Origin of the sequence: Haloplanus litoreus (genome assembly GCF_045690335.1) — an archaeon.
GTDB lineage: Archaea > Halobacteriota > Halobacteria > Halobacteriales > Haloferacaceae > Haloplanus > Haloplanus litoreus.
In genome coordinates this window covers 1,309,453-1,333,321 of record NZ_CP147874.1, presented here as the reverse complement: position 1 = coordinate 1,333,321, position 23,869 = coordinate 1,309,453, and the positions used below count along the sequence as shown (strand labels likewise).

Here is a 23,869-nt window from a genome sequence, read left to right as displayed (position 1 = left end):
CGCTACACGCCGAACGTCGCCCGGAGCATATCGCGGGTCCCGGGACCGAGTCCCACGGCGAGGATAGCGATCAGGAGCAGGATGGTGTACTGCGGACTCTCTTCGAAGATGCGCTCGTCGAACAGCCAGACGACGAGCGAGGCGGCGACGAGTTTCACGACGAGGAACGGCCAGGTGTCGCCGGTGAACGTAAGTACCGACGCGGGCAGCGTCGAGGCCGTGATGTCGACGATGGCGCGATTGACCGGGTGTTTCGGCACCAGATTCGGCCCGGCGCCGAGCGCGATCATCCAGTCGAGGCCGACGACGTTGGCGACGCCGTCGACGGCGTGGCCCCAGATGACGACGAGGCCGATGCGACCGGTGCCCGCGTTGGCTGCGGGGACGTACCGTTCGAGCAGCCACCAGGTGCCCGCGGCGGACGCCGTCGCGCCGAGGAGGATGACGATCAGTACCTGCGGGTAGAACGTGCCCGGACCGTCGGGAGCGACGGCGCTCCAGAGGAGGAAGGCGAGGGTCACGGCGAGGACGGCGGAGCCGGACCCGACGAGGGGTCGAGTGTAACTGTCGACGAGGTTCTCGCGCTCCAGAGCGATGCTCCCGAGCAACGCGATCAGCGTCACCGCGAAGACGGTGAAGTAGATGATCGGGCTGATGATGAGCGTGTTCAGCGGGTAGGTGATCAGGCCCTCGGTGCCGGCGGCGTCGGTCACGTCCTCGACGACCCGGAGCGCCCCGCCGAAGAAGACGAAGGGAAGAAGCGAGAAGAAGAGCCCGCGGTCGGAGCCGACCGCCAGTCGCTGGAGGAGAAAGACCAGTCCGGAGAGGGCGATCAGGAGGACGACGACGTAGCCGACCTCCGACACGAGCGTATAGCCCGGGTACGCGACGGGTTCGGCGGCGGCGGAACAGGCCGCCGATTCGTAGAGATATCGTGTGGTGTCGCCCTGCCGGACGGCACAGACGGCCGCGTTGGCGTCGGCCTGAACCGGCCCCCAGAAGTAGTGCCAGACGAAGCCGTCGTAGACGGTCCGCGGGAAGGCGAGCGATCCGCCGATCAGTGCGGCGAGCAGGGTGAGGACCGAGCCGATCCAGAGCCGAATCGGTTCGACGCCGAGACGTTCCGCAACCGTAGCCATACGAAAACCCCGACGGCACCGCGTTTCAGAGTTGTGGTTGTCGGTGCTGGACTCACACGACCGCTGCCGGCGTCCCCTCGGCCGCCCCGTCGTCGAGACCCATCGCGTCCGCGAACCCCTTCCCCCAGATCCAGGCCGCCGCGACCTGTGCGTAGAAGACGACGAACACCCCGACGACGGGCACGAAGCCGAGGAGTCCCGCCACGACGTTCGCCACGAGGAGGAGGGAAACGCCGTAGAGCCACGGGACGGCGTAGGCGCCGTCGAGGGCGACGGCCCGAAGGACCGTGGTGTCGAACGCTGCACCCACCTCGCCTTCGTGAGCGTAGTTGGCGACGCCGATCAGGGTGACGTAACCGAAGATCAGGGCGAGGACCGCCGAGAGCGCGAGGCCCGCGAGGAGTCCGAACAGACCGACGCCCACGCCGACGTCCGACCCGGTGAGGATGGCCAGCACCGATCCGCCGACGGTCAGCGCCGCCACGAGTAGGGGGACGAACTGGTAGACGAGGACGATGAGGAAGGCGACCACGCCGTCGCGCAGGAGCACCCCCCAGTCGTCGAACCCGGGTGGTTCCTCCCCCTCGACCATCCCCTCCCGAAGGACGCGGAGGAGGTAGCCGTACAGGAGGAAGGCGGGCACGATCAACACCGACAACGCCGTCAACAGTCCGCCGACGAGGAGAGTCCTGACCCAGTCGTCGTCGTTCGCTGGGTAGCGGACGAGCCGTTCGAGGTCGATAGCCATACGCACGAACGAACCCGCTGGGTGGTAACTCTTCGTTCCCGGATCGACGCGATCCGGGACACCTTTCACGGAGGTGTCACAAGCGGTAGTCGATGCCCTCCATCGACCGCAGGACGTTTCTCGGGACGCTCGCGTCCGGGGCCGTCGCCGGACTCGGCGGCTGTTCGTCGTCGTGTCCCGACGGCGAGCCACCCGAACCGTCGACGACGTTCGGCACGGGTGAGGCCGGTCGGGGATTCGACACCCTCCCCGGCGGAGCCTGGCCCGCACCGCGATTCGACCCCGCGAACACCGGTTACGCCCCGTCCAGGCGGCCACCGACCGACTCGCCGACGCTCCGCTGGCGAACCACCCTCCCCACCCCCGACGTCGACGACGCCGGCACCGACGTGAGCGCACCGACCGTCGCCGAGGGCCGGGTCTTCCTCACCACCGGCGCCGGTGCGTTCGCACTCTCGCTCCGGGACGGGACGGAACAGTGGCGGAACGCCGACCTCTCGCCGACGACGGCCGGCGCCGACGCGAGAGCCGGCGCCGAACTCGCGCCGCCGGTACTCGACGACGGGACGGCCTACCTGTCGACCACGAACGGCGTCGCCGCCCTCCGGGCCGACGACGGGGTGGTCCGGTGGCGGACCGCCGACATCGACCCGACCGGCCCGCCGACCGTCGCCGACGGCGCGGTGTTCGTCCCCGCCGGCGGCGAACTGGTCGCCCTCGACGCCGCCGACGGGAGCGAGCGGTGGGTCGCGGCCACGAACGGCGGTCCCCTGCCGGCGGTGGCCGACGGCACCGTCGTCGTCGCGGGTGAGGAACTGCAGGGTGTGGACGCAGCGACGGGCGAGAAGCGGTGGTCGTCTGACGTCCGTCCGGAATCAGACCCCGTCGTCGCCGACGGCACCGTCTATCTCGGCGCGTACGAGGGCGTCGTCGGCGTCGGCCTCGACGACGGGACGGAGCGGTTCGCCGTCGACCGGGGTGGCGGCCGCACCTACTCGACGCCGGTCGTCACGCCCGAGACGGTGTACGCGGTCGAACGACCCCGCGAGGCCGGCGACGCGACGTTCGCCCTCGACCGGACCGGCGACGGCGCCCCCGAACCCCGCTGGTGTTCCTACGTCGGGGAGGGGGCGGTCACCGCCGCGGCCGGTGACCACGCCTTCGCCCTCCGGTCCGGAGCGGGCGAGGGATCGAGGTCCGCCCGACTGCTCGCCTTCACCGCTCGCTTCGGCGAGGCCACGTGGGGCTTTCGAAGCACCGAACGGGTCGTGTCCCCGGCCGTCCTCGACGGCGGCGTCGTGACGGCGACCCGTCTCGGAACGGTCGTGGCGTTCGGAGGTGCCTGACCGTGTTGACCCCCGGCCGTCGGTTCGTCGGTGCCCTGACGACCCTCGGTGGCCTCCTCGTCCTCGCCGCCGCGATTCCGACGCGGTGGTTCGGACCGATGCCCACCGACTCCTACGTCTTCGATCCGCCGCGGTTCAGCGCCCTGTGGATCGAGCGCACCATCGTCCCTACCCTCTCGCTCGTCGCCGTCTTCCTGGTACTTATCGGGTTGCTCTCCCTGTTCCAGCGCGACCGGGAGCGGATGGCACGCTGGCAGCGCTGGACCGCCGTCGTGGCGCTGATCGGCGCCGGCGTCGGCACCCTCGCCACCGTCCTCCTCGTGACCGCCGGGGACGGCACGAGCGATCCGACGAACACGCTCAACACGTTGCTCGGCGCCGCGCTCGCCCTACTCGCGCTCGTGCTCCTCGTGCCGGGGCTCCTCGCGTGGGGTGTCGGCTACCTGCGGGGCGAGCGCCCGCTCCTCGGGACCGCCGTGGCCGGCGCGCCGGTGCTCCCCATCCTCGTCGTCGCGAGCATCGCGCTCGGCGTCGGCGACGACGTCGCTGGGTCCCTCCCGGTCGCGGCGCCGGTGGCCGCCGCCGTCGTGACCATCGGACGGGACCTGTGGATGCGGGCAGGGTGAGACGTCCGCCACCACCACTACCTCCCCCAGCGCGACCGAGGAGTCCGATCGGACCGTTCGCCGTGTCCCAGCGTCCACCGAGGAGGTCCCGCTCGGCCGTCGTTGCGGTATCCGAGTCGCCGCCGACGACCACGCCGTCCGGTCGCCCGGCGCTCGTGAGGATGACGTTGTCGCGGACGTCTCCGCGATATGCCGGGGCTCGCCGTCTCGGGTCCGGACACGAACGATGCGATGAGTGACACGTGGAGGGGCGGCTACACCGCTGAGGCGTTCGTTACTGCGGGGGTATCCGAGGGCGCCCTCGCAAACGCGGTCAGCGAGTACGTGACCCGATTCCGCACGCACCGAGACATCGATACCTCCGGTGGCTGGAAGGCCCTCCGGTGGCGCTCTCGACGCGCGGGATGGCGCCTTACTCCCTGGAGTCGATCTCTTGATAGATGACGTGCCCGCAGGCCTTGCAGTGTGATGCGTCCGGATCGTGATATTCCAACCCACAGTGAGAACACGTGACGTTGATTTTCCCCTTGGATGTCCACTCCCTGACGAACGTACTTGCCTGTCGCGGGATGACGATGATGGCGGCCAGTATCGATCCGACCGTCGCCCACCTGCCAGCGGTCGTGACCGGGATGATATCGCCAAATCCGGTCGTCGATAGCGTTATCACGGCGTAATAGAACGCGTCACCGAACGTCATAACGTCGGGATTCGCCGCTCGTTCTACACTATAGAACACCCCGGCAGAGATGAACAGGAGAACCAGGATCGTCAACAGGAGTTTCCCGGCGCGTAAGGTATTGTCCGTAACGGTTCCAAAGAAGAACTCGGCATCCTCGGTGAATCGGTAGAACCGCAGCACACGGATGATCCGAATCGAACGTAGAAAGCCGATCTGCAACGCGCTAATTGAGATCGGAAACACGAATACCAAGAGCGTCGGTAAAATTGCAATCAGATCAACCATGGTGTATCCGTTAAAAAATTCTGCCGTCCGGTCGGGCGCACCGTACAAGCGAGAGAGATATTCCACGGCGAAAACGAGGGCGATAGCGACTTCGAGGTTCCAAAGGAAGGGCCGAAAATCGGCGGCAACCGGGTACGTTTCGACGACGAAAACGCCAACGAACACCAGATTCAGTCCCAACAGGGAGATGTCGATTAGCTTCCCTAACACCGTCCTGTGATCCAAAAGGTAGAACTGAACTAATTCACGAAGATCCCGTCGGTCAGGAGCGGATGCGTCGCGGCCCATATCCCGCGTAGTGGCCAATCCAACATAAAGAGACAGCCGTAAACCGCGGTACTGGACTGCACCGAACCGGACTCCGGGTCGAATCCGCCGTGGAACATCCGAGTGAAAAACGACGAAATACCCGCGATAACCGCTAAAACAGTAGTTCCCGGTCCTTCAGGAACGTCGGGAAAACGAGTGGGGGGCAGATTCGAACGCTGGCGGACTCCCTTCGGTCGTCCGCTGCTTCCCACCTCGCTCCGCTCGCCGGGAATGCCGACCTGCTCCGTCGAACCCGTCAGCAAAACGAATGGGTTGGGGCAGATTCGAACTGCCGACCTGCTCCGTGTGAAGGAGCCGTCATAACCGGACTAGACCACCAACCCTCGCAGTACGTCGATACTGGTGACGCCGACTTAAGGGTTGTCTTACTCGGACGACTCCTCGCCGCGATAGCGTCGGATCCGCTCGCGGGCGTCCTCGATGGCCGTCTTCGCCTCACCCTCGGCGCGGGTCTCCAGTTCCTGCAGGTCGTCCTGCAGTTTCTCCAGTCGCGAGGGCTCCGGCTCCTGTTCCTTGCCAGTGAGTTCGCGGAACCGCTCTTCGAGCGGGTCGAGTTCTTCCATCACGCCCTCTTTCGCGTGTTCGCCGGCCCGTCCCATGTAGTACAGCGCGTCTTCGAAGTGCTTGTTCATATATGACCAAACGTGGACGACAGATATATCTCTTGTGGGCGAACGGCAGCGTGATCGCCCGCCCGCATCCGACTCTCTTCGGTTCAGTACGTCGGTCGGTCCTCGCGGACGCCGTCGCGTCGGTTCACGAGGCGGGCGAAGGTAAAGAGCGCGTCCGAGAGCCGGTTGAGGTAGGCGATGGCCTCGGCGTTGACGGGATCGGTACCGGCGAGATCCACCGCCCGCCGTTCGGCCCGGCGGACGACGGTTCGGGCGTGATGGAGGGCAGCACCGGCCTCGCTCCCGGTCGGGAGGACGAACGACTCCAGCGGGTCGAGTTCGTCGTCGGCCTCGTCGATCCAGTCTTCCAGTTCGTCGACGTGCGCCTCGCGGACGACGGGGTCGTCGTCCTCCGGCTCGGGGTTCGCGAAATCCGCCTGGACGATGTGGAGGTGGTTCTGGATCCGTTCGAGGGAGTCGTCGACGTCGTCGTAGCCCGTGGGTCGGATCGTCCCGAGGAGCGCGTTCGCCTCGTCGACGGTGCCGTAGGCCTCGATCCGGGGACTGGTCTTCGAGACGCGGGACATGTTCCGGAGGTCGGTCATGCCCTCGTCGCCGCGCCCGGTGTAGATCTTCATGCGAGCGTCCGCTCCACGTACTGCAGGATGTTGATACTCTCGGGCATGGTGACGCCGTGTTCGTCGTCGACGAGCACGGGGACCGCGCGCTGACCGCTGATCCGCTTGACCTCGTTCCGCCCGGAGTGTAACGCCTCGACCCAGACCGTCTCGTACTCGACGTCGTTGGCCGCGAGGGCGTCGTGGACCTTCTCGCAGTGTGGACAGCCGTCGAGCGCGTAGAGCGTGATCGACATACCCCCCGTTCGGTCGCCGCGGGCAAGTAGCTTGGCCCGACGGAGTGGACCGAGGAAAGCTTTTTTCGGGCAGCAATCGTCCGTGGGTTCACGCATGTCCAAGGATCCGACCTGCGAGACCCACGTCTGGGCGTCCGTCGGGGTCGTGATCCGAGACGGAGGAGTCTACAGGGTCTGGGAGTGCGAGAGCTGTCCGATCTGGACCCTCGAACCGTTCGACCCCGACTACGAGCGAGACTGGAGCGACACGTGGCTGGCCGAGCGCTAAGATGTCCGTCTCGAGCGGCTTGCTGACACAGGTTTCCATCGGGGCGGTCGCGTTGTACACGCTCGTGACTGCGGCGAGTCGAGCTATCGGTCGGCTGCTGGCGCTCGCCGAGTACTACGACGTCGACGAAGTTCTCGTCGGGATGACCGTCCTCGCGTTGGGAACGAGTCTACCGGAGCTCAGCTCCCACCTGATCGCGTCGCTCGGAATCCTCTCCGGCGTCCTCGACTACCAGGTTACCTCGGCCGTCGTCATCGGCGGCAACACTGGCTCCTCGACCGTCCAGCAGTTCCTCCTCGTCGGCGTGCTGCTCATCGGGTACGGAACGGTTCACGTCTCCCGGGCGTTCGTCTACGAGAGCTATCTGCCGATGCTGGGCGCGATCGGTGCGACGATGCTGCTCGCCTGGGACGGGACGATCAGTCGGCTCGATGGAGTCCTCTTACTGGGGCTCTACCTGGCGTACGTCGGAGCGATACTCACCTTTCGGGAACGCACCCAGTCGCTCCGAGAAGCCCCGAGTGAAAATCCTCGCCGAGACGCCGTGGTTGCCACGGGGTTGCTCGTCCTCGTCTTGCTCTCCGCCTCACTCATGCTGTCGGTCGTGGAGGTGATCGTCGGAGCACTCGCCCTCGGTGGGTCCATGGTCGGTATCGTGACCGTCGGCGTGGCCGCCGCGTTGCCGGAGCTGACGGCCGTGATGGACGCTATCCGCCGACGGTCGCCACACGTCGCGCTCGGAACCCTCATCGGAAGCAACATCGTCAATCCGCTCGTCGGCATCGGCCTCGGCGGTGCCCTCTCGACGTACGCCGTCCCGCCGGCCGTCGTCCGCTGGGACCTTCCGTTCAAGTTAGTCGCCGGCCTCGGACTGCTCGGCTGGGTGTTGTACTGGCGGGAGGGGGCGTTCACGCGAACGGAAGGGGGCTACATGCTGGGGCTGTACTTCGTCTTCGTGGCGGGTCGGCTGCTGTTGTTTCCGGGGCAGTAGCGGGCCGAAACGCCGCCGCCCCGGCGTGGGCGTCCCCGGCTATTCCGCCCCACTGGACGGGGCGAGTGGACACCGAATCGGGGAGCGAACGACCACGTCCTCTCGGACCGCCGATACCGACGCACCGTCACGGGGTGCGGACGCTCGTCGACGTCGTGCGGACGGACCGGGGGCCGCCCGAAACGCCGGCCGACACGGAGAACCGCCGCCCGGTCCGGTCCGAGCGACGGGGGAAGGGAGCGAGGAGTGGTTGCGACCCGCCTACGTGTCGTCCATCTCTCCGGGTTCCCCTGCCGCTCGAATCACGAGCCGTTCGATTCGGGAATTGTCGACGGCCTCGACCTGAAGGACGTACCCGTTCGCTTCGATCTGATCGTCCACTTCGGGAACTCTACCGAGACGACTGAAAATCAGGCCACCGATCGTCTCGACGTCGCCGCTCTCGAAGCGAGTGTCGAGCCGATCGTTCACGTCCTGAACGGGGACCCCGCCGTCGACGAGGTACGCTCCGTCGTCTCGCTTCTCGATTGACGGCTCCTGCGCTGCGGTATCGAACTCGTCCTGAATGTCGCCCACGATCTCTTCGAGGACGTCCTCGATGGTCACGATACCCTCGAAGACGCCCCACTCGTCGACGACGACGGCCATCTGGCCTTCCCCACGCTTCTGAAAGTCGGCGAGGATCGCGTCGATCCGACGCGTTTCCGGGACCGTAAGGACCGGTCGCGCGATTTCGCGCGCAGTGACCTCCTGATCGGCCTCCGTCTCGGTTTGGCTCGCTCGCAGGATGTCCTTGGCGTGGACGAACCCGAGTGGCTGGTTTCCCTCCTCGTCGAGCACGAGATAGCGCGTGTAGGTTCCCGTCGCGGCGACCGACTGGAGTTCCGAGAGCGACATCGAGGCAGGGACGGTTTCGACGTCCGGGCGCGGAATCATGACCTCGCGGGCGATGGTGTCCCCGAGTTCGAAGACGCTCTCGATCATCTCGACCTCGTCGAGGTCGATGTGGCCCGTCTCTTCGGACCGCGTGAGGATCATCCGGATCTCCTCTTCGGAGTGTGTCTCCTCACTTTCGGATGCCGGCGAGACGCCGGCCAGACGGGTGAAGTAGTTGGCAGTTCCGTTGAAGACGATGATACCGGGCACGAACACGTAGTAGAAGAATTTCATGAGCGGGGCGACGAGAAGCGCGATACGTTCGGCCTCCTGAATGGCGAACGTCTTCGGCGCGAGTTCGCCGAACACCACGTGGAGGAACGTGATGAAGCCAAATCCGAGGACGAACGCGACGAGATGGACCGTTCCCGCAGGAAGGAACTGCCCGAGGATGGGTTCGATGAGTGCCGCCACGGCCGGTTCGCCGATCCAGCCGAGGCCGAGCGAGGAGAGCGTGATACCGAGCTGGCTGACTGCCAGATAGTCGTCCAGATTCTCGATGACGTCCTGTACGAGTGCCGCTCCCGGTTTCCCTCGGTCGACGAGCCCACTCACCCGCGTGGGCCGGACTTTGACGAACGCGAACTCCGCAGCCACGAAGATTCCGTTCATGATGACGAGAAAGAACGCGAGAAGCAGCCCTCCGATGGAGACCAGATCTACCATGTTCTGTTATCGTCGAGTGGGAACTTGTAGGAGGTGGATACCTCGCCGCTCGTCGACGGTCGAAATCCGGATCGGTGTCGGAGGCAGAGCGGGGGGACGGGCGGACGAGAGGGCCGTGTTCGTCCCGTCGGCACTAGGCGTCTCACGCAGGGTCCCGGCAACCGCCGAGTCCCAACGGTGTTCACGGCGTCAGTCCTCGAACGCGTCGTCCGCTTGCTCGTAGGTGATTGTCAGTCGTCCCGGCCGTCGACGCTTCGCTGCATCTCGAAGCGTTCGGAACTCTCGCAGGAGTTCGTCGGCATCGTCCGACCCTCCCCAACCGCCTTGCGATTCCTCCCGAATCGTATCGTACACCTGTTCCAGAATGCGTCGAGCGGCGTACGAATCGGTCTTCGAGTCTATCTCGAAGGATGCCTCGTAGCGGGCCATGCTCGCGGTTGGGTCTCCAGTCGGATAAGGGAGGTCACCACAGCAGTGCGCCTCGAACGCCGCCGGTGGGTGTCTAATTCCTGCGGGACGCGATCCCCGTCGTGTGGGACGCGCCCGTCGCGGGTGATCGGCCCCTCAAGCGTGGGCAGTCGCCCGCGCCGTCGGGCGCTTCGATGTCGTCTCCGCAGTCGCGACACGCACAGCGTGTCGGCCCGAAAACGGGGCGGTAGCGGTGTCCATCGCACAGTTACCGTGGTCGGACACCGGACGTCGCTTCCGATTCGTCGGTAGCGGCCGGACGGGCGATTTTCGCCGTCGCGGCGTCGACCGACTGCCGACCACGCCGGGTGGTGGCGTGTAACTCGGATAATCAAAATTTACACGAGTGTGAAAATAGCGGCCTTTGAGGCGTCCGAGAGGGAATAGCGTGCTGTGACGAACAGTCTCGACGCGTGTCTCGAACTCGTCTCCGATCGGCACCGACGTCGTGTCGTCCACCATCTTCGCCACGAGGCCGACGGGGCGACGACACTCGAGGATCTCGCCGAACAGTTGCACAGTGAGGGGTGCGACGGCAAAAGCGGCTCACTGCGGGACCGCGAACAGCTCGCCATCCAACTCCATCACACTCATCTGCCGAAGTTAGCGGAGTACGGCGTCGTCGAATTCGAACTCGGAAGCGGAGCCGTTCGGTACCAGCCCAACGAGCAGGTCGAGACGATCCTCGACTCGCTCCCGACGGAAGCGTCGCCGCCGAATCCCTGACGTCGGTCGTCGTCCACCCGGTGATACGGCGTTTCGGCTCCCCGGTCGGCGATTCCACGATTCCGGAGTCGCCACCCGACGCTACCCCGGTGTGTCTCGAACCGTCCCGACGGACGACGATTCGACGGTGTCGAACGGTGACTCTGTGACGACGAATCCATCCCCGACGAAAACGCTCTTCGCGGCCGTGTGAGTGCCGTCCGACCGGCAGGGCGTCCGACGCCGTTACGACGTGTCGGATCCCGTTACCATGATTCGTCCGCGTCGAGTCGCCAAGTGAAGATTGCCCGCAGGACCACGACCAGACTGTTCGTCTCGCCTTCGCCCCAAATTGCGGTTTCCGATCGCGGATCGGTGGGATCCGCATCCAGACCGTTGACGAGCGCACTCACGAGCGTTTTTCGTCCGTCGACCATCATGAGCCGCCCCGCCGACGTATCCGACCAGACCCACAGCGACTCGAACATCGTCGCGCCGGGGATCTCGTCCTGAATACGCTCCTGGACGTCCGTCGACACGCCGCCGAGCTTGATCGAGACGCCCCGGTTCGCGGCCTCACTCAGACCGTCGATCAGTTCGTCTGTGAGGAGGTCCTCGACGGTCATGTAGACGATTTCGTCGTCCGCGCTGGAAAAGAACTCCAGCACTCGTTGGGTGACGGCCATCTGTCCGTCGACCGTCCAGACGCCACGCTGCTCGGCGCGACGTTCGATCGGTTCGAGTTCCCTCAGCGCCGTCCGCAGGACGTCCGTGCGGTGCTGTAGCTCGTGTTCGAACGTCCGACTCGCCGTTTCGCCGGAAATGGCCCAGAACCGCTTGGGCGACGATTGGAGGATGTCGACGAGACCCCGATCGTGTAGTTCGTCGATCGCGTCGTACACCCGTGTCCGTGGCACCTCCGACACCTGACTGACGTCCCTCGCCGTCCCCGTACCGAGCCCAGCGAGCGCGACGAACGTCCGTGCGGCGTAGGTACTCAGCCCGAATCGTTCGAGTTGCTCGATCGCGGCCGTCTCTGGGTCTTCGGTTGGATCGCTGTTCATCGGTTTGACGGTGTGTATTATCGAGAACCCCGCCACGGAACGTGGCCGGGCCGACACGCAACAGTACGGTGGTTGGGACACAGAACTGAACTGCGTGCCGACTGAAGGTTGGATTCCACCGGGTATATTTCTTTTGTGATTAAACGGGTGACTTTACGTCCTTCGTCGATGACTCGTACTACGCACAGCGAAACGCGATAGCGGTCTGCTGTCACTATGAATATCACAACGTGATCAGTCAATTCGAGTACACGGGGGATTCGACCATCCGGGATATTCAGAGGGTGCTTCCCGGGGGTCGCCGTCACGACAGGAGTAACAATACCTATCCGTGCCGGAGATCAATGATTTAGCGAGTTCCCGGGATTTCCCGGGAGGTTGGGACACATGAATACGACTGATAACTTGGAGGAGGCAATCGAAGTCCTCCAGCAACTCGGCCTGAAAGAATACGAGGCGCGATGCTTCGTCGGCTTGTCTCGTCTCCACACGGGGACGGCGAAGCAACTGAGCGAGATGACCGAAGTCCCCCGGACACGGGTGTACGACGCGATTCGAGTACTGGAGGCACAAGGCCTGGTCGAGATCCAGCATTCGAGCCCGCAGCAGTTTCGGGCGGTTCCGCTGGAAGAGGCGGCCGAGACCCTACGCGACCAGTACGAAGACCGCGTCGAACGACTCCACGACGCCCTGGAGACGGTCGAAATCGTGGACGGGGAGGACGAAACCCCCGTCCAACGGGTGTGGGCGATGTCCGGGCGAGACGCGATCGAAAACCGGACGAACAAGCTCATCAGGAAATCGGCGGACGAGATCGTTCTCATCGTCGGTGACGGGTCACTGCTGACCGAGAGCCTCGTTACCAGCCTCAACGACGTGGGTACCGAGGTCGACCTTCTCGTCGGCGCGTTGACCGAATCCCTTCAGGACCAGATCCAAACGGCCGTGCCGAACGCCACGACGTTCCTCTCCGGTCTGGAGTGGCTACACGGCGAGAACGCTACCGAAGAGGACGCGGCGATCGGCCGACTCCTCCTGACCGACCGCTCGACGATCCTCGTGAGTTCGATCATGCCCGGCACCAAGGAGGAACGAGCGGTCTTCGGCGAGGGGTTCGGGAACGGTCTCGTCGTGATCGCCCGGCGACTCATGGCCCAAGGATTGTTACCCGTCCGCGACCCCGGGAAGTGAGTCCGCGGCGCCCCGTCACCGAAATCGACCGTCGAGGTACTCCTCGTCACGTTCGTCGCAAGATCGATCTTCGAGCAACTGGAGGGTGAGATACTCGCCGTTGTCGACAGTGACGTGACAACCGTTGAATACGAACGAGAGGCGTCCGCCCACCCGCGGTGTGCCGCCGCACTGCGGGGCGAACAGCGCATCCAACGCACCCGGATCGACGGCGTCCGCCAGCGGCTGAAGGGAACACGGTTCACGACCCTGGACGGCACTCACGGCGCGTACAACGGCCGTGCTGACCGGTTCGTTCGGGCCAATTTCGTACTCCACAGTGGCAACTCGTGCCGGACGAACAAAATGGGAGGTGATTTTCACCCGTTTTGTCAAAACAAGTTCGGGAGTGACGTGCATCGTGGCACCGCGTCGGGCGACGCGCCGCCGCGGTCGACCGCACACGTCACGGGCGGCCCGGACACGCAGTCCGAACGCGCCGCCACCGGAACTTGCTATCGCGCTATACAGTTTATCGCGGGGTTCGGGAATCAGTATCTTCAACACGGCCGGCCGCGGAAACGGAGGTATGAGCCTGGAGATGGCCCACGACTGCCCGGAGTGTTCGAACGACCGGTTCTGGCGGACAGCGAGTACGACGCTCCACCTGGGCGAGAAGACGAAGTGGTCCTGTACCGAGTGCGACTACGGTCTGATCCGGATCGACGGCATCGATAGCTCCGAACACGTCGGGTTCTGACGGGACGAACGGCGAGAAGGGGCCGCTACTCGACGTTGTCGCGGTACTCGTCGGCCGTCAGCAGGTTCTCGAACTCGTTCTCCGAACTCGGGTCGACTTCGAGCATCCAGCCGTCGCCGTAAGGGTCCTGATTCACCAGTTCCGGCGCGTCGAACAGGTCCTCGTTAACGGCGGTGACGGTCCCCGAGACGGGCGAGACCAGATCCGAGACGGCCTTGATGCTCTCGACCACGCCGAACTCCTCGCCGGCCACCACCTCGTCGCCGGCCGCCGGCAGTTCGACGAACACCACGTCACCGAGTTCGTCCTGTGCGAAGTCCGTGATGCCGATGCGAACGGTGTCGCCGGACTCGGTCCGGCTGCTCGTGGAACCGTGTTCCACGCTGTCACCGTCGGTCGTCGTCCACTCGTGCGATTCCAGGTATCGTCGGTCCGCGGGTACGTCGAAGCTCATTTGTCGATGAATGGGGGAGTCACTACGTTTGCCTGCTTCGGTTCGCCCCGAACCACGACCCGAACGCGGGTCCCCGGGGGTGCCTCTTCGTCCGAGAGATAGCCGAGACCGATCGGTTCGCCGAGTGTGGGACTCATCGTGCCGCTCGTGAGGTGCCCGAGGTGGTCGCCGTCGGCGTCGACCACCTCGTAGCCGTGCCGCGGGACGCCCCGTTCCTGCAACTGGACGCCGCGGAACCGTTCGTCGATGCCCTCTCGCTCGACGGCCTCGAGGGCGTCACGCCCCACGAACTCCGTATCGAGGTCGACCGTCCAGCCGACACCCGCCTCGTAGGGCGTCCGTGGCTCCTCCTCGGGGTCGAAATCCTGTCCGGCGAGGAGAAAGCCCATCTCCATGCGCAGGGTGTCTCGCGATCCGAGACCACAGGGCTGGCAGTCGAAGGCCTCCCACACCGTCTCGGCGTCGCCCCACGGACAGAGGAACTCGAACCCGTCCTCGCCGGTGTAGCCCGTCCGCGACGCGAAGGATCGAACCCCCGCCACGTCGAGAAACGTCGCCTCGAAACGTGGGATGTCACGGGTCGCGCCCTCCGTCGCCTCGGCGGCGAGGTCCTGGGCGTCCGGTCCCTGAAGGGCGAACATCGCCCACTCCTCGGTCGTGTTCCGGACCGTCGCGTCTAGGTCCCACTCGTCGCGATACTCGACCCATCGCGTGTACATCTCGGCGTCGTGGCCGGCGTTCGGGATGAACAGGTAGCGCGAATCCCCGTCGTCGGGGAGCCGGAACACCATCGTGTCGTCGAGGATGATGCCGTCCTCGTCGGTGATACACGAGTACTGGGTATCGCCCGGTTCGAGTTCGTCCACGTCGTTGGTGGTCAGTCGGTTCAACAACGGTCCCGCGTCGGGGCCGGACACCTCGATTTCGCCCATGTGTGACACGTCGAAGAGCCCCGCGGACTCTCGGACGGCCGCGTGTTCGGTTCGGATGGAGTCGAACTCCACCGGCATGTCCCAGCCGCCGAATTCGGTGAACGACGCACCCTGCGAGGCGTGTGTCTCCCGCAAGGGTGGTTTCCGTAGGCCCATAGCGACGCCACGTCGCCTCGGGACCTAATGCTTTTGTCCCCTGTCGACCGGGTAGTTATGAGATAAACAGCATATCGCGATATCAAACCCGGCGCAGCGGGGCATCCGGCAGAGGCAAGTGCCCGTGTCGCGTAGTCCGGCGTCGTGACGACACCGGGAATCGGACGGGTGGCGCTCCGGGTGGCCGACCTCGACCGGATGGTGGAGTTCTACGAACGGGCCGTCGGTCTCGAACGCCGGGCGCAAAACGACGAGCGGGCGGTGCTCGGCGCCGGCGACGGCCCTTTGCTGGTGTTGCTCGCCGCGCCCGACACACCGGCCCGCGACCCGGCGGCGGCCGGTCTCTTCCACACGGCGTTTCGGGTCCCCTCGCGCGCGGCACTCGGGGACGCCCTCGACCGAGTCGAGACGGCGTGGCGACTCGACGGGGCGTCGGACCACCACGTGAGCGAGGCGCTGTATCTGAGCGATCCGGAGGGCAACGGGATCGAACTCTACCGCGACCGTCCCCAGGCCGATTGGCCCACGACGGCCGACGGACGCGTCGAGATGGACACGTTACCGCTGGCGCTCGACCCACTCCGCGAGGCGGCCGCCGGGACCGACCGGTGTCCGCCGGGGACGGATATCGGCCACGTCCACCTCGAAGTCTCGTCGCTGGCTGCGGCGCGGGCGTGGTACGTCGACGGCCTCGGTCTCGACATCCGGCAGTCGATGCCCGCGGCGCTCTTTCTCGCGGACGGCGACTACCACCACCACGTCGGACTCAACACCTGGAACGGGCGGTCGGCACCGACGGGCGGGCGCGGACTCGCGTGGTTCGAACTGTTCCTCGCGGAGTCGACGGCGGCGGTGAGGGAACGGCTCGGCGGGGGGACGACGGCGGCGAGAGGAGTCGACGCCACCGACCCCGACGGCGTCGAGGTCAGGGTTCGACGGACCTGATCGTCGGTCGCCCGGCCACCATAGCGTCCCCGCTTCGCCGCGGACGTCGTCCGCGCGTTCGTTCGCAACAGCTAGCCGACTAGCAAGCGGAGGTTGTACGCGGTGGTGAACGCACCGACGAGCGCGAGCATCGTCGGCGGTCCGTAGTAGAGCAGCGGGTCGTCGTCGCCGGCGCCGGCGAGGCTGATCGCCAGACAGGTAAAGAAGGCGACGAGTTTCAACCCGATCAACCCCCAGAGACCGAAGGCGTCGATGACCGTCCTGAGGAGGGCGTTGGCTTCGCTCACCGACACACTGTACCGGACGAGCGCGATGGTAGTCACGATATCGCCGACGCCGTAGGTGGCCGTGGCGACGACCCACAACCGGGAGAACTCGGTGGCGTCGTAGGGCGTCTCGTCGAGCGAGAGTGGGACGCCGCTGGGCATACTCGCCGTCCGACCCCGCTCCACAAAACGGCGTCGACAGCGGGCGGAAGCGAGAACCGGGACGTATATCCACGCGAGCGGGGTAAGGATGCCATGGACCCTTTCGGGTGGTTCGCTGACGGGCGGTCCGGCGACGACGAGCCACGCGTGGCACTGTTCGTCGACGGCCCGAACGTCCTCCGCGACGAGTTCGACGTGGACCTGGACGACGTGCGCGAGGCGGCGGCCGCGGCCGGGCGGCCGGCCACGACCCGCCTCTACGTCGACGAGCACGCGACGCCGAAGCTGATCCAGGCCGCCGAAGCTCGCGGATTCGAAGTCGTCGTCACCAGCGGCGACGTGGACGTGAAACTCGCGGTGGACCTCACTCGCTTTGCCGTCGAAGGCCGCGCCGACGTGGTCGCCGTCGCCTCGCGCGACATCGACTTCAAGCCCGCTATCGAGACGGCGAACGCCTGTGGTCTCCGCACGCTCGCCATCGCCCCCGGCGAGCACGGCCGCTCGGACGCCCTGCGCAACGCGGCCGCCGAGAGCGTCACGCTCGACACCGTCTGAGAGGAATCGTCGGCAGGGAGGGGACGCCCGGCGAACCGACCGAATTTTGCCGCCCCGGCCCCGACGGCCGACCGTGACAGAACCGGATCTCGACACGCCGGTGCTCGACGACCACCTCCACCTCGACCCGGACGCGGGACGGGGGCTCTCGGCGGTTCGCGACTTCCGTCGACTCGGCGGCACGCACCTGCTAGTGGTGAACAAGCCGTCCTGGCATCTCGGCGTCGAGGTGGAGACGTGCGCGGACTTCCGTGCGGTGTTCGAGCGGACGTTGGACGTCGTCGCTGACGCCAGCGACCTGCTCCCCGGGCGCGCGTGGCCGGTCCTCGGCGTCCACCCGGGCCTGATCTCTCGCCTCGTCGACGACCGCGGGTTCTCGCCGGACGCGGCGCGTGACCTGATGCAGGCGGGACTCGACGTCGCCGCGGAGTACGTCCGCGACGGGCGCGCCCTCGCGCTCAAGTCGGGGCGCCCGCACTACGACACCACCGACGCCGTGTGGGCCGCTTCGAACGCCGTCCTCCGGCACGCACTCGGCCTCGGTGCGGACCTGGACTGTGCCGTGCAACTGCATACGGAGGCGAGCGAGGACCTCGCCGACGTCGCGTCGTGGGCCGAGGAACGGGGACTGCCCGCCCACCGCGTCGTGAAACACTACGCCGGCCCGACGCTCGCGGGGCCGACGCCGAGCGTGATGTGTCGCAAGGAGTGGCTCCGCGAGGCAGCCGAACGCGGCGATCCATTCCTGATGGAGACGGACTTCGTCGACGACCCCGACCGCCCGGGGGCGGTGATGGGACCGAAAACGGTCCCCCGGCGAGTGCGCATGCTCCGTGAAGAGGGGTACGACGATGCCGTCCGACTGGCCCACGTCGAGACGCCGGCCCAGGTCTACGGGATCGACACCGAGGCGACGTTGACCGACGGAACGTAATCGGAACCGAGTCCAAGTGGCCCCGATCCGCCGAATTTCGACCGTCCGACGGACCGATTCACCGAATCGTGGCCGGGAGTATCGGAAAGGTCTTTGAGTCCACGAACGTTCGGTGGAGGTATGACCGACGTGGAGGACACGTTCTACACCGAAGACCGCTGGCAAAACTGGATCGGGCGGGTAGCCGAGGAAGACCTCGATCCCGAGAACGAGGATTCGGCACGACTCCTGCTCAACCTGCAGGACGACGCCGCAATCGCGGTCGCGAAGATCGTCAACGCCTACGAGGACGGCCGCCTCGACGAGGAGGCGGCCGTCGACGAACTGACCGACGTGCGTGACATCGTCCTCGACGACGTGGACCTGGAAGACGAGGAGAAGCGGATGCTGGTCGACGGCGTCCAGACGAGCCTCGTCTGTGTCTTCTACGCCGCCGAGGAGTACATCGCCGCGGGCGCGGCCGAGGACGGCACCATCGAGGAGTACGTCCACGCCGCGGCCGACGCCGAGGCCAACGAGGATCTGGACGCCGCACTCGGCTACCTCGTCCAGGCCGGAACGCGCATCATCGACGGCGACGAACTCGACATCGCCCTCGTCGAGGACCTAGAGTACGGCCTGGTCTCGGAGTGGGTCAACGGACTGGACAGCCTCCAGAGCGCGATGAGCGATCCGGAAGTCGTCGAGGAAGAGGACGACGGGTAACACCGACGAGTGATAATCGGGACGGCACCCTTTTGAACGCCGGTGGCGAACCCTCGCTATGCGACTCCGGGACGACCGACGAGCCGCCGCCCTCCAGGTCGGTGCGATTCTTCTGCTTGGATTTCTCGTCATCGGATTGGCGCTCTACCAGTCGACGGTCGTCCCCGACCAGAACGAAGAGGTGGAGTTCGACCACAATCAGCAGGTACGGGGGAGTCTACAGGACGTACGTAACGGCATCCTGCGGACGGCGGCGGCCGAGCGCCCCAGCCCGACGACGGTGCCACTTGGCACACGCTACCCGACCCGGATCGTCGCGGTGAACCCGCCACCGTCCAGCGGCCGCCTCGCGACCGACTCGGGCGGAGAGGTGACGCTCGTCAACGCCACCGCGGTCAACGACGAGACGGCCGACTACTGGAACGGGACGAACCACTCGTACGCGAGCCAGCGGCTGACGTACACCCCCGACTACAGCCTCTACCAGAACGCGCCACGGACCGTCTACGACGACACGGTCCTCTACAACGAGTTCGACGGCGGAAGCCGGGCGGTGACCGACCAGCGGCTCCTCAACGGGAACCGACTCTACGTCGTCGCGCTGAACGGCTCGCTGGGCCGGAGCGGGACCCAGGCGGTGTCGGTCAGTCCTACCCCCGTCAGCGCGAGCGACCGGACCGTCGCGGTCAACGGTAGCGACATCGCTATCGAAGTCGGGACGGACCTCTCGGAAGACGAGTGGGAGCGCCTACTGGCGGACCAGTACGAGTCGAACGGTGGGCGGATCGACGGCAACGAAAGCGGCGTGACGGTGAGCGGCGGCACGTTGACCGTCGACCTCGTGCCGAACCGGACCTACCGCCTGCGGATGGCGAAGGTCGGAGTCGGTACCGACGTCACCGACACGAGCGAGCGGTACCTGACGGTCGTCGACGGCGCCGACAGCGTCACCGCAGGCGGCACCCGCCGGATCGTCTTGGAAGTCCGGGACGGCTACAACAACCCCGTCTCGGGTGTGCCGGTCGAGGCGGCCGTCGACGGCGACGGATCGGTACGGCCGACCACGGCCGTCTCGGACGGGCAAGGACAGGTGATCTACGAGTACAGCGCGCCGGACTCACTCGCCGACAGGAGCGTGACGGACGGAATCAACTTCACCTTCGAGACGCCGGTCAGTCGCCCGGACTTCAGCGGCGAGGAGCCCGAGTCGGTGCAAATCAACGTGACGGTGGTGCCGCTGGGGAGTGGCACGGACACCGGCAATTCGACGCCGCCGGCCGGCTCGCCGTACTACCCGGACGCGTTCAACGACCGGAACGGCGGCGACGGATCGATCCCGCCCCGAGGCGAGGCGCGTGGCTATCTGACGGACTTCACGAATATGCAGAGCCCGGACAGTCAGACGGCGACGCTAGAGACCGAGTATCGGAACCCCGGCCTGGAGTTCCAGTTCGATGTCGGGACGGTGACCCGGGGCGTGGCGCCGTCGAGCACGTACACCCTCGAACTCCAGTACTTCTTCGAGAACGGGAACACGGACGGCGTCGACGTCGTCGTCGTCGACGCCGACAACCGGGAGCTCGACCGATTCAGCCTCGACCAGAGCCAGACTCGGTCGAACACCGGTCTCGCGGAGGATTCGTTCACGCTCAATCAGGACGCAACGGACTACATCAGTAACGACGGTAACCTGTATCTCAGATACGAAACGACCGCCTCCTCGGGGGGCGACTACGTCCTCATCGAAATCGGCTACCAGCGACTGCGAGCGGCATGAGCGGGGCGACCCCACTACACGTCATTCGAAGTATGATTACTACTGCGGTCGATACGCTCATACCGCCAGGGAGCCCACTTCCGTCGAACCCATGCCCGACCGTGCCCAGTCCGACGCCGTCGGCGCCGTCCTCCTGGTCGGTCTCGTGACGGTCTCCGTCGGCGTCGTGGGCGCATACGCGGTAGGAGCGATGACGGACGGGACGGACACGCCACGGGTCGACGTCACCGGCGAGGTTCGGACTGACGGGATCACCCTGAGCAACCAGGGCGGCGGGTCGCTCCCGAGCGAGAGCCTCCGGCTCTCAGTGCGGGTGAACGGGAGCGAGACGCCCCTCTCGTGGGGTGACGGGACCCTTTCCGGCGGCGCCGAGTCGTTCGATCCCGGAGAGATCTGGAGCGTCGCTCGAAGCGACGACCCAGACAGCGTGGTGACCGTTCGACTGATCCACCGTCCATCGAATACGGTGCTGTTCCGGGTGGAGCGATCCCCGACCAGCGGGGAGTCGGTCAACGCCGACACGGGAGGGTACATCGAAGCGGTAGACAGCGAGGGGGAGGTCGCCGGCGAGAGCGAATCGACACTCGAGCCGTCGCCCTCGACGCCCGAGTCGACACCGACGACCGAACCACCGACGGACGAGTGCGACGAGGACGGAGAGGACTGTGAAGACGAAGGCGAGGACGAGAACGACGACGATGGACCGCCTTGGGACGACGACAACGATGGACCGCCTTGGGACGACGACTGATCCCTTCATTACACGCCACTCGGCGCTTCGTAACTCACCGGAACCATGGGACTTCGCACCCACCTCACCGCTCTCCTCGGCCTCCTGTTTCTCGCCGTCAGCGCCCTCGCCGCGCTCTGTGGTGTCGGCCTCGTCGGCTGGGTCCTGCTGGCCGGCCCGACGGGCCCCCGCGTCGTTGCCGCGATGGTGGCCTTCGGCCTCGCCCTGAGCGCCGGCCTCACGGGGCTGGTCGTCCGCAAACGTGCGGCCGGCACTCTCCTGCCCTCGGACGTCGACCTGTCGGTCGGATTCCGCGGCGGACAGGGTGGGCTGTGAGGGTGACTCCGGTCACGATGGCCCGTTCGAGGCGGCACTCGCCCCGAATCGTGTATTCGACGTTCGACGTATCCAGCATCGACAAACCCATATAGCGGCTCCCGCAACCGGAGGGTATGACAGCCGTCGGCATCGACGCAATCGAAATCTGGACGGGGAAGCTCGCGCTCGACCTGGCCGAGACGTTCGCCCCGGCCAAAGACGAGAACCCGGAGAAGTACACGAAGGGGCTGGGACTCGAAGTCTCGTCGTTCCCGGACACCTACGAGGACATCGTCACGATGGGGGCGAACGCCGCCAAGCGGCTGATGGACCGGACGGGACTGGAGCCGGACGACATCGGCCGCATCGACGTGGCGACCGAGAGCGCGTTCGACAACTCCAAACCCGTCTCGACGTACATCGCGGGGTGTCTGGAGGACGTCTACGACGGTGACTTCCACCACGCGAACAAGGGCGAACGCAAGTTCGCGTGCGTGGCCGGCACCCAGAGCATCGACGACGCGTACAACTGGATCAAGGCCGGACGAAACCGGGGCCGCGCGGCGCTGGTCATCGCCACCGACACCGCGCTCTACGCCCGCGGCGACCCGGGCGAGGCCACCCAGGGCGCGGGCGCCGTCGCGATGCTCGTCGACGAGGACCCGAGCGTGGTCGAACTCTCGACCGACCAGGGTTACGGCAGCGCCGACGAGACGGACTTCCTGAAGCCCAACCAGCAGTTCCCGAGCGTGGACGGCAAGCGGTCGGTGCAGGTGTATCTGGCGCGGATGCGCGAGGCACTGGAGGACTTCGAGTCCGTCGCCGGCCGCACCCACCCCGACGACTACGCGTACATTCCCTTCCACACGCCGTTCCCGGGGATGGTGCGGAAGGCCGCACTGCTCGGCTTCCGGCACATGACCCGCGATACGGAAATCGAGGACGGACTCGCCGACGAAATCGGTCGGCAGCCCCGCGAAGCCGACTTCGAGGACTGGGACGCCTACGAGGACGCCATCCGGGAGTACATGGACGCGCTGAAAGAGACGGACACCTACGACACCTGGTACGCACGGGCCATCGACCCGACGCTCACGCTCTCCCGACAGGTCGGTAACTGGTACACCGGTTCGATCCACGTCGCCCGCGCGAGCGCGCTCAAGACCGCCGCCGAGACGGGACGGGCACTCTCGGGCGAGAAACTGCTCCTCGGCTCCTACGGCTCCGGCGCACAAGCGGAGATTCACTCCGAGACGGTCGTCGACGGCTGGCGCGAGGAGGTCGAAGCCTTCGACATCGACGAACAGCTCTCCCGACGCTACGACCTGAGCTTCGAGGAGTACGGCCGCGTCCACGACGCCCACAACCACGAGAAAGAGCGGGAGTTAGAGGAGTTCACCGTCCCGAGCGGCGAGTTCGTCTTCACGGGCTGGGGCCGGATGAACGAGCGAAAGTACGAGTACGTCGACTAGGGCAGTTCGCGGATCTTGGCGAGCGCCGAATCGAGGTCGCAGTTCGAGACGGCGAGGGCGAATCCGTCGATTTTCGCGAGTTCCGTCGCGTGTTCCCAGAGATCCTCCGCCTCCAGCCCGTGCAGGACGACGGCGTTCGGCGTCGGATTCACGACACGGAGGGCCACGAGCGGCGATTCCCCACGGGTCACGTCGGTGAAGACGAGCGCGCGGTTCGTGCTCTGGCCGTACAGCCGGTAGAACTCCTCGCTCGGGAGACGGGTGATCGCTTCGATGCTGTTGATGACCGTGTGCCCGCTGACGTGGTCGTGGTCGCCGGGGATCACCTCGGTCGCCTCCATCGCCTCGTAGAACCGCTCCAGTGGGATCGAGGTGGGGTACTCCCGAAGGTCGTGGACGATATCGCTCTCGAAGCCCGCGGAGATGACGCGGGCGTACTGGCGGATGCGGCCGCCGCCGCGGGACTCGTCGATGTCGAGCAACGCGCGGACGATTCGGCTGACGACGCCGATGCCGGGGCTCTCCCGCCGACCGCTCTCGTAGTCGGAGATGACCGACGAGGAGACGTCCAGCCGTTCCGCGAGCTCCGTCTGTGAGACGTCGAAGTCCGTACGCCACTTCCGGAGCGTGGCGCCGGGATTCGAGCTGAGCGTGATCTCGCCGGCGATCCGTCTGGCGAGGTCGTCACGTGGGTCGTCGCTCATCGGTCGCCCCACTCTCCGAGGGACCAAACCATACCCGGAATCCGGGCGGTGAGCGCAAAAGGCTACCGAAAGGACGAACCACCGTACTCC

The 23,869-nt window shown here is 66.1% G+C and carries 29 protein-coding genes and 1 tRNA gene; 15 read left to right on the top strand and 15 right to left on the bottom strand.

The genetic code is table 11. The annotated features are described in order from the left end of the window. Positions 1 to 2: 2 nt before the first annotated feature. Positions 3 to 1,139 carry a DUF63 family protein gene (locus V8686_RS07155; RefSeq protein WP_379703280.1) on the bottom strand — a complete coding sequence of 379 codons (1,137 nt, stop codon included), beginning with the start codon at positions 1,137 to 1,139 and terminating at the stop codon, positions 3 to 5. Between the two features lie 52 nt (positions 1,140 to 1,191). Then, positions 1,192 to 1,887: a DUF4013 domain-containing protein gene (locus tag V8686_RS07150; RefSeq protein WP_379703279.1), complete on the bottom strand. Its 696-nt coding sequence runs from the start codon at positions 1,885 to 1,887 to the stop codon at positions 1,192 to 1,194. Between the two features lie 92 nt (positions 1,888 to 1,979). On the opposite strand from V8686_RS07150, the gene V8686_RS07145 reads away from it, so the two are divergent. Together V8686_RS07145 and V8686_RS07140 are read left to right on the top strand one after the other, a co-directional pair. After that, the gene (locus tag V8686_RS07145) at positions 1,980 to 3,233 is read left to right on the top strand and encodes an outer membrane protein assembly factor BamB family protein (protein ID WP_379703278.1); all 1,254 of its coding nucleotides are present in this window, start codon (positions 1,980 to 1,982) and stop codon (positions 3,231 to 3,233) included. 2 nt (positions 3,234 to 3,235) lie between these two features. Further along, positions 3,236 to 3,859, top strand: a complete 624-nt coding sequence (locus tag V8686_RS07140) for a hypothetical protein (RefSeq protein WP_379703277.1) — start codon at positions 3,236 to 3,238, stop codon at positions 3,857 to 3,859. Positions 3,860 to 4,271: 412 nt separating this feature from the next. On the opposite strand, the gene V8686_RS07135 is transcribed toward V8686_RS07140, so the two are convergent. From V8686_RS07135 to V8686_RS07115, 5 genes are all read right to left on the bottom strand, one after another. Continuing rightward, positions 4,272 to 5,114 carry an ion transporter gene (locus V8686_RS07135; protein ID WP_379703276.1) on the bottom strand — a complete coding sequence of 281 codons (843 nt, stop codon included), beginning with the start codon at positions 5,112 to 5,114 and terminating at the stop codon, positions 4,272 to 4,274. A gap of 290 nt (positions 5,115 to 5,404) precedes the next feature. Beyond that, positions 5,405 to 5,479: transfer RNA gene (locus tag V8686_RS07130), tRNA-Val, on the bottom strand. A gap of 42 nt (positions 5,480 to 5,521) precedes the next feature. Beyond that, a complete protein-coding gene (locus tag V8686_RS07125; RefSeq protein WP_379703275.1) occupies positions 5,522 to 5,788 on the bottom strand; it encodes a DUF7553 family protein in 267 nt (88 codons plus the stop codon). Between the two features lie 83 nt (positions 5,789 to 5,871). After that, positions 5,872 to 6,405, bottom strand: a complete 534-nt coding sequence (locus tag V8686_RS07120) for a cob(I)yrinic acid a,c-diamide adenosyltransferase (protein WP_379703274.1) — start codon at positions 6,403 to 6,405, stop codon at positions 5,872 to 5,874. Then, the gene (locus V8686_RS07115) at positions 6,402 to 6,641 is read right to left on the bottom strand and encodes a glutaredoxin family protein (protein WP_379703273.1); all 240 of its coding nucleotides are present in this window, start codon (positions 6,639 to 6,641) and stop codon (positions 6,402 to 6,404) included. The genes V8686_RS07120 and V8686_RS07115 overlap by 4 nt, the downstream gene beginning before the upstream one ends. A 94-nt stretch (positions 6,642 to 6,735) precedes the next feature. Between V8686_RS07115 and V8686_RS07110 the strand changes: the two genes are divergently transcribed. Then, positions 6,736 to 6,909 carry a hypothetical protein gene (locus tag V8686_RS07110; RefSeq protein ID WP_379703272.1) on the top strand — a complete coding sequence of 58 codons (174 nt, stop codon included), beginning with the start codon at positions 6,736 to 6,738 and terminating at the stop codon, positions 6,907 to 6,909. 1 nt (position 6,910) lies between these two features. After that, entirely contained in the window at positions 6,911 to 7,900 is a 990-nt protein-coding gene (locus V8686_RS07105) for a sodium:calcium antiporter (RefSeq protein WP_379703271.1), read from the top strand. 261 nt (positions 7,901 to 8,161) lie between these two features. Here V8686_RS07105 and V8686_RS07100 read toward each other — a convergent pair whose 3' ends face one another. Together V8686_RS07100 and V8686_RS07095 are read right to left on the bottom strand one after the other, a co-directional pair. After that, positions 8,162 to 9,502 carry a hemolysin family protein gene (locus tag V8686_RS07100; protein WP_379703270.1) on the bottom strand — a complete coding sequence of 447 codons (1,341 nt, stop codon included), beginning with the start codon at positions 9,500 to 9,502 and terminating at the stop codon, positions 8,162 to 8,164. A 189-nt stretch (positions 9,503 to 9,691) separates the two neighbouring features. Beyond that, positions 9,692 to 9,931 (bottom strand): hypothetical protein, encoded by a 240-nt coding sequence (locus tag V8686_RS07095; protein WP_379703269.1) that lies wholly within the window; start codon positions 9,929 to 9,931, stop codon positions 9,692 to 9,694. Between the two features lie 432 nt (positions 9,932 to 10,363). Between V8686_RS07095 and V8686_RS07090 the strand changes: the two genes are divergently transcribed. After that, entirely contained in the window at positions 10,364 to 10,696 is a 333-nt protein-coding gene (locus tag V8686_RS07090; RefSeq protein ID WP_379703268.1) for a DUF7344 domain-containing protein, read from the top strand. 245 nt (positions 10,697 to 10,941) lie between these two features. Here the strand turns inward: V8686_RS07090 and V8686_RS07085 are convergent, their stop codons facing one another. Continuing rightward, on the bottom strand, positions 10,942 to 11,739 hold the full coding sequence (locus tag V8686_RS07085; protein ID WP_379703267.1) for a TrmB family transcriptional regulator: 798 nt from the start codon (positions 11,737 to 11,739) through the stop codon (positions 10,942 to 10,944). Between the two features lie 387 nt (positions 11,740 to 12,126). Here V8686_RS07085 and V8686_RS07080 point away from each other — a divergent pair, with 387 nt between their 5' ends. Next, positions 12,127 to 12,930, top strand: coding sequence for a TrmB family transcriptional regulator (locus tag V8686_RS07080; protein ID WP_379703266.1), 804 nt, complete (start codon positions 12,127 to 12,129; stop codon positions 12,928 to 12,930). A gap of 15 nt (positions 12,931 to 12,945) precedes the next feature. On the opposite strand, the gene V8686_RS07075 is transcribed toward V8686_RS07080, so the two are convergent. After that, complete coding sequence (locus tag V8686_RS07075; RefSeq protein ID WP_379828668.1) at positions 12,946 to 13,329, bottom strand: HalOD1 output domain-containing protein; 384 nt, start codon at positions 13,327 to 13,329, stop codon at positions 12,946 to 12,948. Between the two features lie 169 nt (positions 13,330 to 13,498). Between V8686_RS07075 and V8686_RS07070 the strand changes: the two genes are divergently transcribed. Beyond that, positions 13,499 to 13,669, top strand: coding sequence for a DUF7838 family putative zinc beta-ribbon protein (locus V8686_RS07070; protein WP_379703264.1), 171 nt, complete (start codon positions 13,499 to 13,501; stop codon positions 13,667 to 13,669). Positions 13,670 to 13,694: 25 nt separating this feature from the next. On the opposite strand, the gene gcvH is transcribed toward V8686_RS07070, so the two are convergent. Together gcvH and gcvT are read right to left on the bottom strand one after the other, a co-directional pair. Next, the gene (gene gcvH, locus V8686_RS07065; RefSeq protein WP_379703263.1) at positions 13,695 to 14,123 is read right to left on the bottom strand and encodes a glycine cleavage system protein GcvH; all 429 of its coding nucleotides are present in this window, start codon (positions 14,121 to 14,123) and stop codon (positions 13,695 to 13,697) included. Continuing rightward, a complete protein-coding gene (gcvT, locus tag V8686_RS07060; protein WP_379703262.1) occupies positions 14,120 to 15,211 on the bottom strand; it encodes a glycine cleavage system aminomethyltransferase GcvT in 1,092 nt (363 codons plus the stop codon). The genes gcvH and gcvT overlap by 4 nt, the downstream gene beginning before the upstream one ends. A gap of 144 nt (positions 15,212 to 15,355) precedes the next feature. On the opposite strand from gcvT, the gene V8686_RS07055 reads away from it, so the two are divergent. Continuing rightward, the gene (locus V8686_RS07055) at positions 15,356 to 16,156 is read left to right on the top strand and encodes a VOC family protein (protein ID WP_379703261.1); all 801 of its coding nucleotides are present in this window, start codon (positions 15,356 to 15,358) and stop codon (positions 16,154 to 16,156) included. Positions 16,157 to 16,227: 71 nt separating this feature from the next. Here V8686_RS07055 and V8686_RS07050 read toward each other — a convergent pair whose 3' ends face one another. Continuing rightward, a complete protein-coding gene (locus tag V8686_RS07050; RefSeq protein ID WP_379703260.1) occupies positions 16,228 to 16,584 on the bottom strand; it encodes a hypothetical protein in 357 nt (118 codons plus the stop codon). Between the two features lie 93 nt (positions 16,585 to 16,677). On the opposite strand from V8686_RS07050, the gene V8686_RS07045 reads away from it, so the two are divergent. From V8686_RS07045 to hmgB, 7 genes are all read left to right on the top strand, one after another. Beyond that, entirely contained in the window at positions 16,678 to 17,139 is a 462-nt protein-coding gene (locus V8686_RS07045; protein WP_379703259.1) for an NYN domain-containing protein, read from the top strand. Between the two features lie 73 nt (positions 17,140 to 17,212). After that, positions 17,213 to 18,073, top strand: coding sequence for a TatD family hydrolase (locus V8686_RS07040; protein ID WP_379703258.1), 861 nt, complete (start codon positions 17,213 to 17,215; stop codon positions 18,071 to 18,073). A gap of 120 nt (positions 18,074 to 18,193) precedes the next feature. Further along, positions 18,194 to 18,778: a DUF2150 family protein gene (locus V8686_RS07035; RefSeq protein WP_379703257.1), complete on the top strand. Its 585-nt coding sequence runs from the start codon at positions 18,194 to 18,196 to the stop codon at positions 18,776 to 18,778. Between the two features lie 58 nt (positions 18,779 to 18,836). Beyond that, positions 18,837 to 20,555 (top strand): Ig-like domain-containing protein, encoded by a 1,719-nt coding sequence (locus V8686_RS07030; RefSeq protein ID WP_379703256.1) that lies wholly within the window; start codon positions 18,837 to 18,839, stop codon positions 20,553 to 20,555. A 91-nt stretch (positions 20,556 to 20,646) separates the two neighbouring features. Then, a complete protein-coding gene (locus tag V8686_RS07025) occupies positions 20,647 to 21,306 on the top strand; it encodes a DUF7289 family protein (RefSeq protein WP_379703255.1) in 660 nt (219 codons plus the stop codon). Between the two features lie 45 nt (positions 21,307 to 21,351). Then, on the top strand, positions 21,352 to 21,621 hold the full coding sequence (locus V8686_RS07020) for a hypothetical protein (protein ID WP_379703254.1): 270 nt from the start codon (positions 21,352 to 21,354) through the stop codon (positions 21,619 to 21,621). 116 nt (positions 21,622 to 21,737) lie between these two features. Continuing rightward, positions 21,738 to 23,075 (top strand): hydroxymethylglutaryl-CoA synthase, encoded by a 1,338-nt coding sequence (gene hmgB, locus V8686_RS07015; protein WP_379703253.1) that lies wholly within the window; start codon positions 21,738 to 21,740, stop codon positions 23,073 to 23,075. Here hmgB and V8686_RS07010 read toward each other — a convergent pair. Continuing rightward, the gene (locus V8686_RS07010) at positions 23,072 to 23,779 is read right to left on the bottom strand and encodes a helix-turn-helix domain-containing protein (RefSeq protein WP_379703252.1); all 708 of its coding nucleotides are present in this window, start codon (positions 23,777 to 23,779) and stop codon (positions 23,072 to 23,074) included. The genes hmgB and V8686_RS07010 overlap by 4 nt on opposite strands. Positions 23,780 to 23,869 lie beyond the last annotated feature (90 nt).

Coding starts and splice junctions, on each gene's coding strand:
- V8686_RS07155 (WP_379703280.1), bottom strand. CDS start 1,139: ATGGCTACGGTTGCGGAACGTCTCGGCGTCGAACCGATTCGGCTCTGG.
- V8686_RS07150 (WP_379703279.1), bottom strand. CDS start 1,887: ATGGCTATCGACCTCGAACGGCTCGTCCGCTACCCAGCGAACGACGAC.
- V8686_RS07145 (WP_379703278.1), top strand. CDS start 1,980: ATGCCCTCCATCGACCGCAGGACGTTTCTCGGGACGCTCGCGTCCGGG.
- V8686_RS07135 (WP_379703276.1), bottom strand. CDS start 5,114: ATGGGCCGCGACGCATCCGCTCCTGACCGACGGGATCTTCGTGAATTA.
- V8686_RS07125 (WP_379703275.1), bottom strand. CDS start 5,788: ATGAACAAGCACTTCGAAGACGCGCTGTACTACATGGGACGGGCCGGC.
- V8686_RS07120 (WP_379703274.1), bottom strand. CDS start 6,405: ATGAAGATCTACACCGGGCGCGGCGACGAGGGCATGACCGACCTCCGG.
- V8686_RS07115 (WP_379703273.1), bottom strand. CDS start 6,641: ATGTCGATCACGCTCTACGCGCTCGACGGCTGTCCACACTGCGAGAAG.
- V8686_RS07110 (WP_379703272.1), top strand. CDS start 6,736: ATGTCCAAGGATCCGACCTGCGAGACCCACGTCTGGGCGTCCGTCGGG.
- V8686_RS07105 (WP_379703271.1), top strand. CDS start 6,911: ATGTCCGTCTCGAGCGGCTTGCTGACACAGGTTTCCATCGGGGCGGTC.
- V8686_RS07100 (WP_379703270.1), bottom strand. CDS start 9,502: ATGGTAGATCTGGTCTCCATCGGAGGGCTGCTTCTCGCGTTCTTTCTC.
- V8686_RS07095 (WP_379703269.1), bottom strand. CDS start 9,931: ATGGCCCGCTACGAGGCATCCTTCGAGATAGACTCGAAGACCGATTCG.
- V8686_RS07085 (WP_379703267.1), bottom strand. CDS start 11,739: ATGAACAGCGATCCAACCGAAGACCCAGAGACGGCCGCGATCGAGCAA.
- V8686_RS07080 (WP_379703266.1), top strand. CDS start 12,127: ATGAATACGACTGATAACTTGGAGGAGGCAATCGAAGTCCTCCAGCAA.
- V8686_RS07075 (WP_379828668.1), bottom strand. CDS start 13,329: ATGCACGTCACTCCCGAACTTGTTTTGACAAAACGGGTGAAAATCACC.
- V8686_RS07070 (WP_379703264.1), top strand. CDS start 13,499: ATGAGCCTGGAGATGGCCCACGACTGCCCGGAGTGTTCGAACGACCGG.
- gcvH (WP_379703263.1), bottom strand. CDS start 14,123: ATGAGCTTCGACGTACCCGCGGACCGACGATACCTGGAATCGCACGAG.
- gcvT (WP_379703262.1), bottom strand. CDS start 15,211: ATGGGCCTACGGAAACCACCCTTGCGGGAGACACACGCCTCGCAGGGT.
- V8686_RS07050 (WP_379703260.1), bottom strand. CDS start 16,584: ATGCCCAGCGGCGTCCCACTCTCGCTCGACGAGACGCCCTACGACGCC.
- V8686_RS07045 (WP_379703259.1), top strand. CDS start 16,678: ATGGACCCTTTCGGGTGGTTCGCTGACGGGCGGTCCGGCGACGACGAG.
- V8686_RS07035 (WP_379703257.1), top strand. CDS start 18,194: ATGACCGACGTGGAGGACACGTTCTACACCGAAGACCGCTGGCAAAAC.
- V8686_RS07030 (WP_379703256.1), top strand. CDS start 18,837: ATGCGACTCCGGGACGACCGACGAGCCGCCGCCCTCCAGGTCGGTGCG.
- V8686_RS07025 (WP_379703255.1), top strand. CDS start 20,647: ATGCCCGACCGTGCCCAGTCCGACGCCGTCGGCGCCGTCCTCCTGGTC.
- V8686_RS07020 (WP_379703254.1), top strand. CDS start 21,352: ATGGGACTTCGCACCCACCTCACCGCTCTCCTCGGCCTCCTGTTTCTC.
- hmgB (WP_379703253.1), top strand. CDS start 21,738: ATGACAGCCGTCGGCATCGACGCAATCGAAATCTGGACGGGGAAGCTC.
- V8686_RS07010 (WP_379703252.1), bottom strand. CDS start 23,779: ATGAGCGACGACCCACGTGACGACCTCGCCAGACGGATCGCCGGCGAG.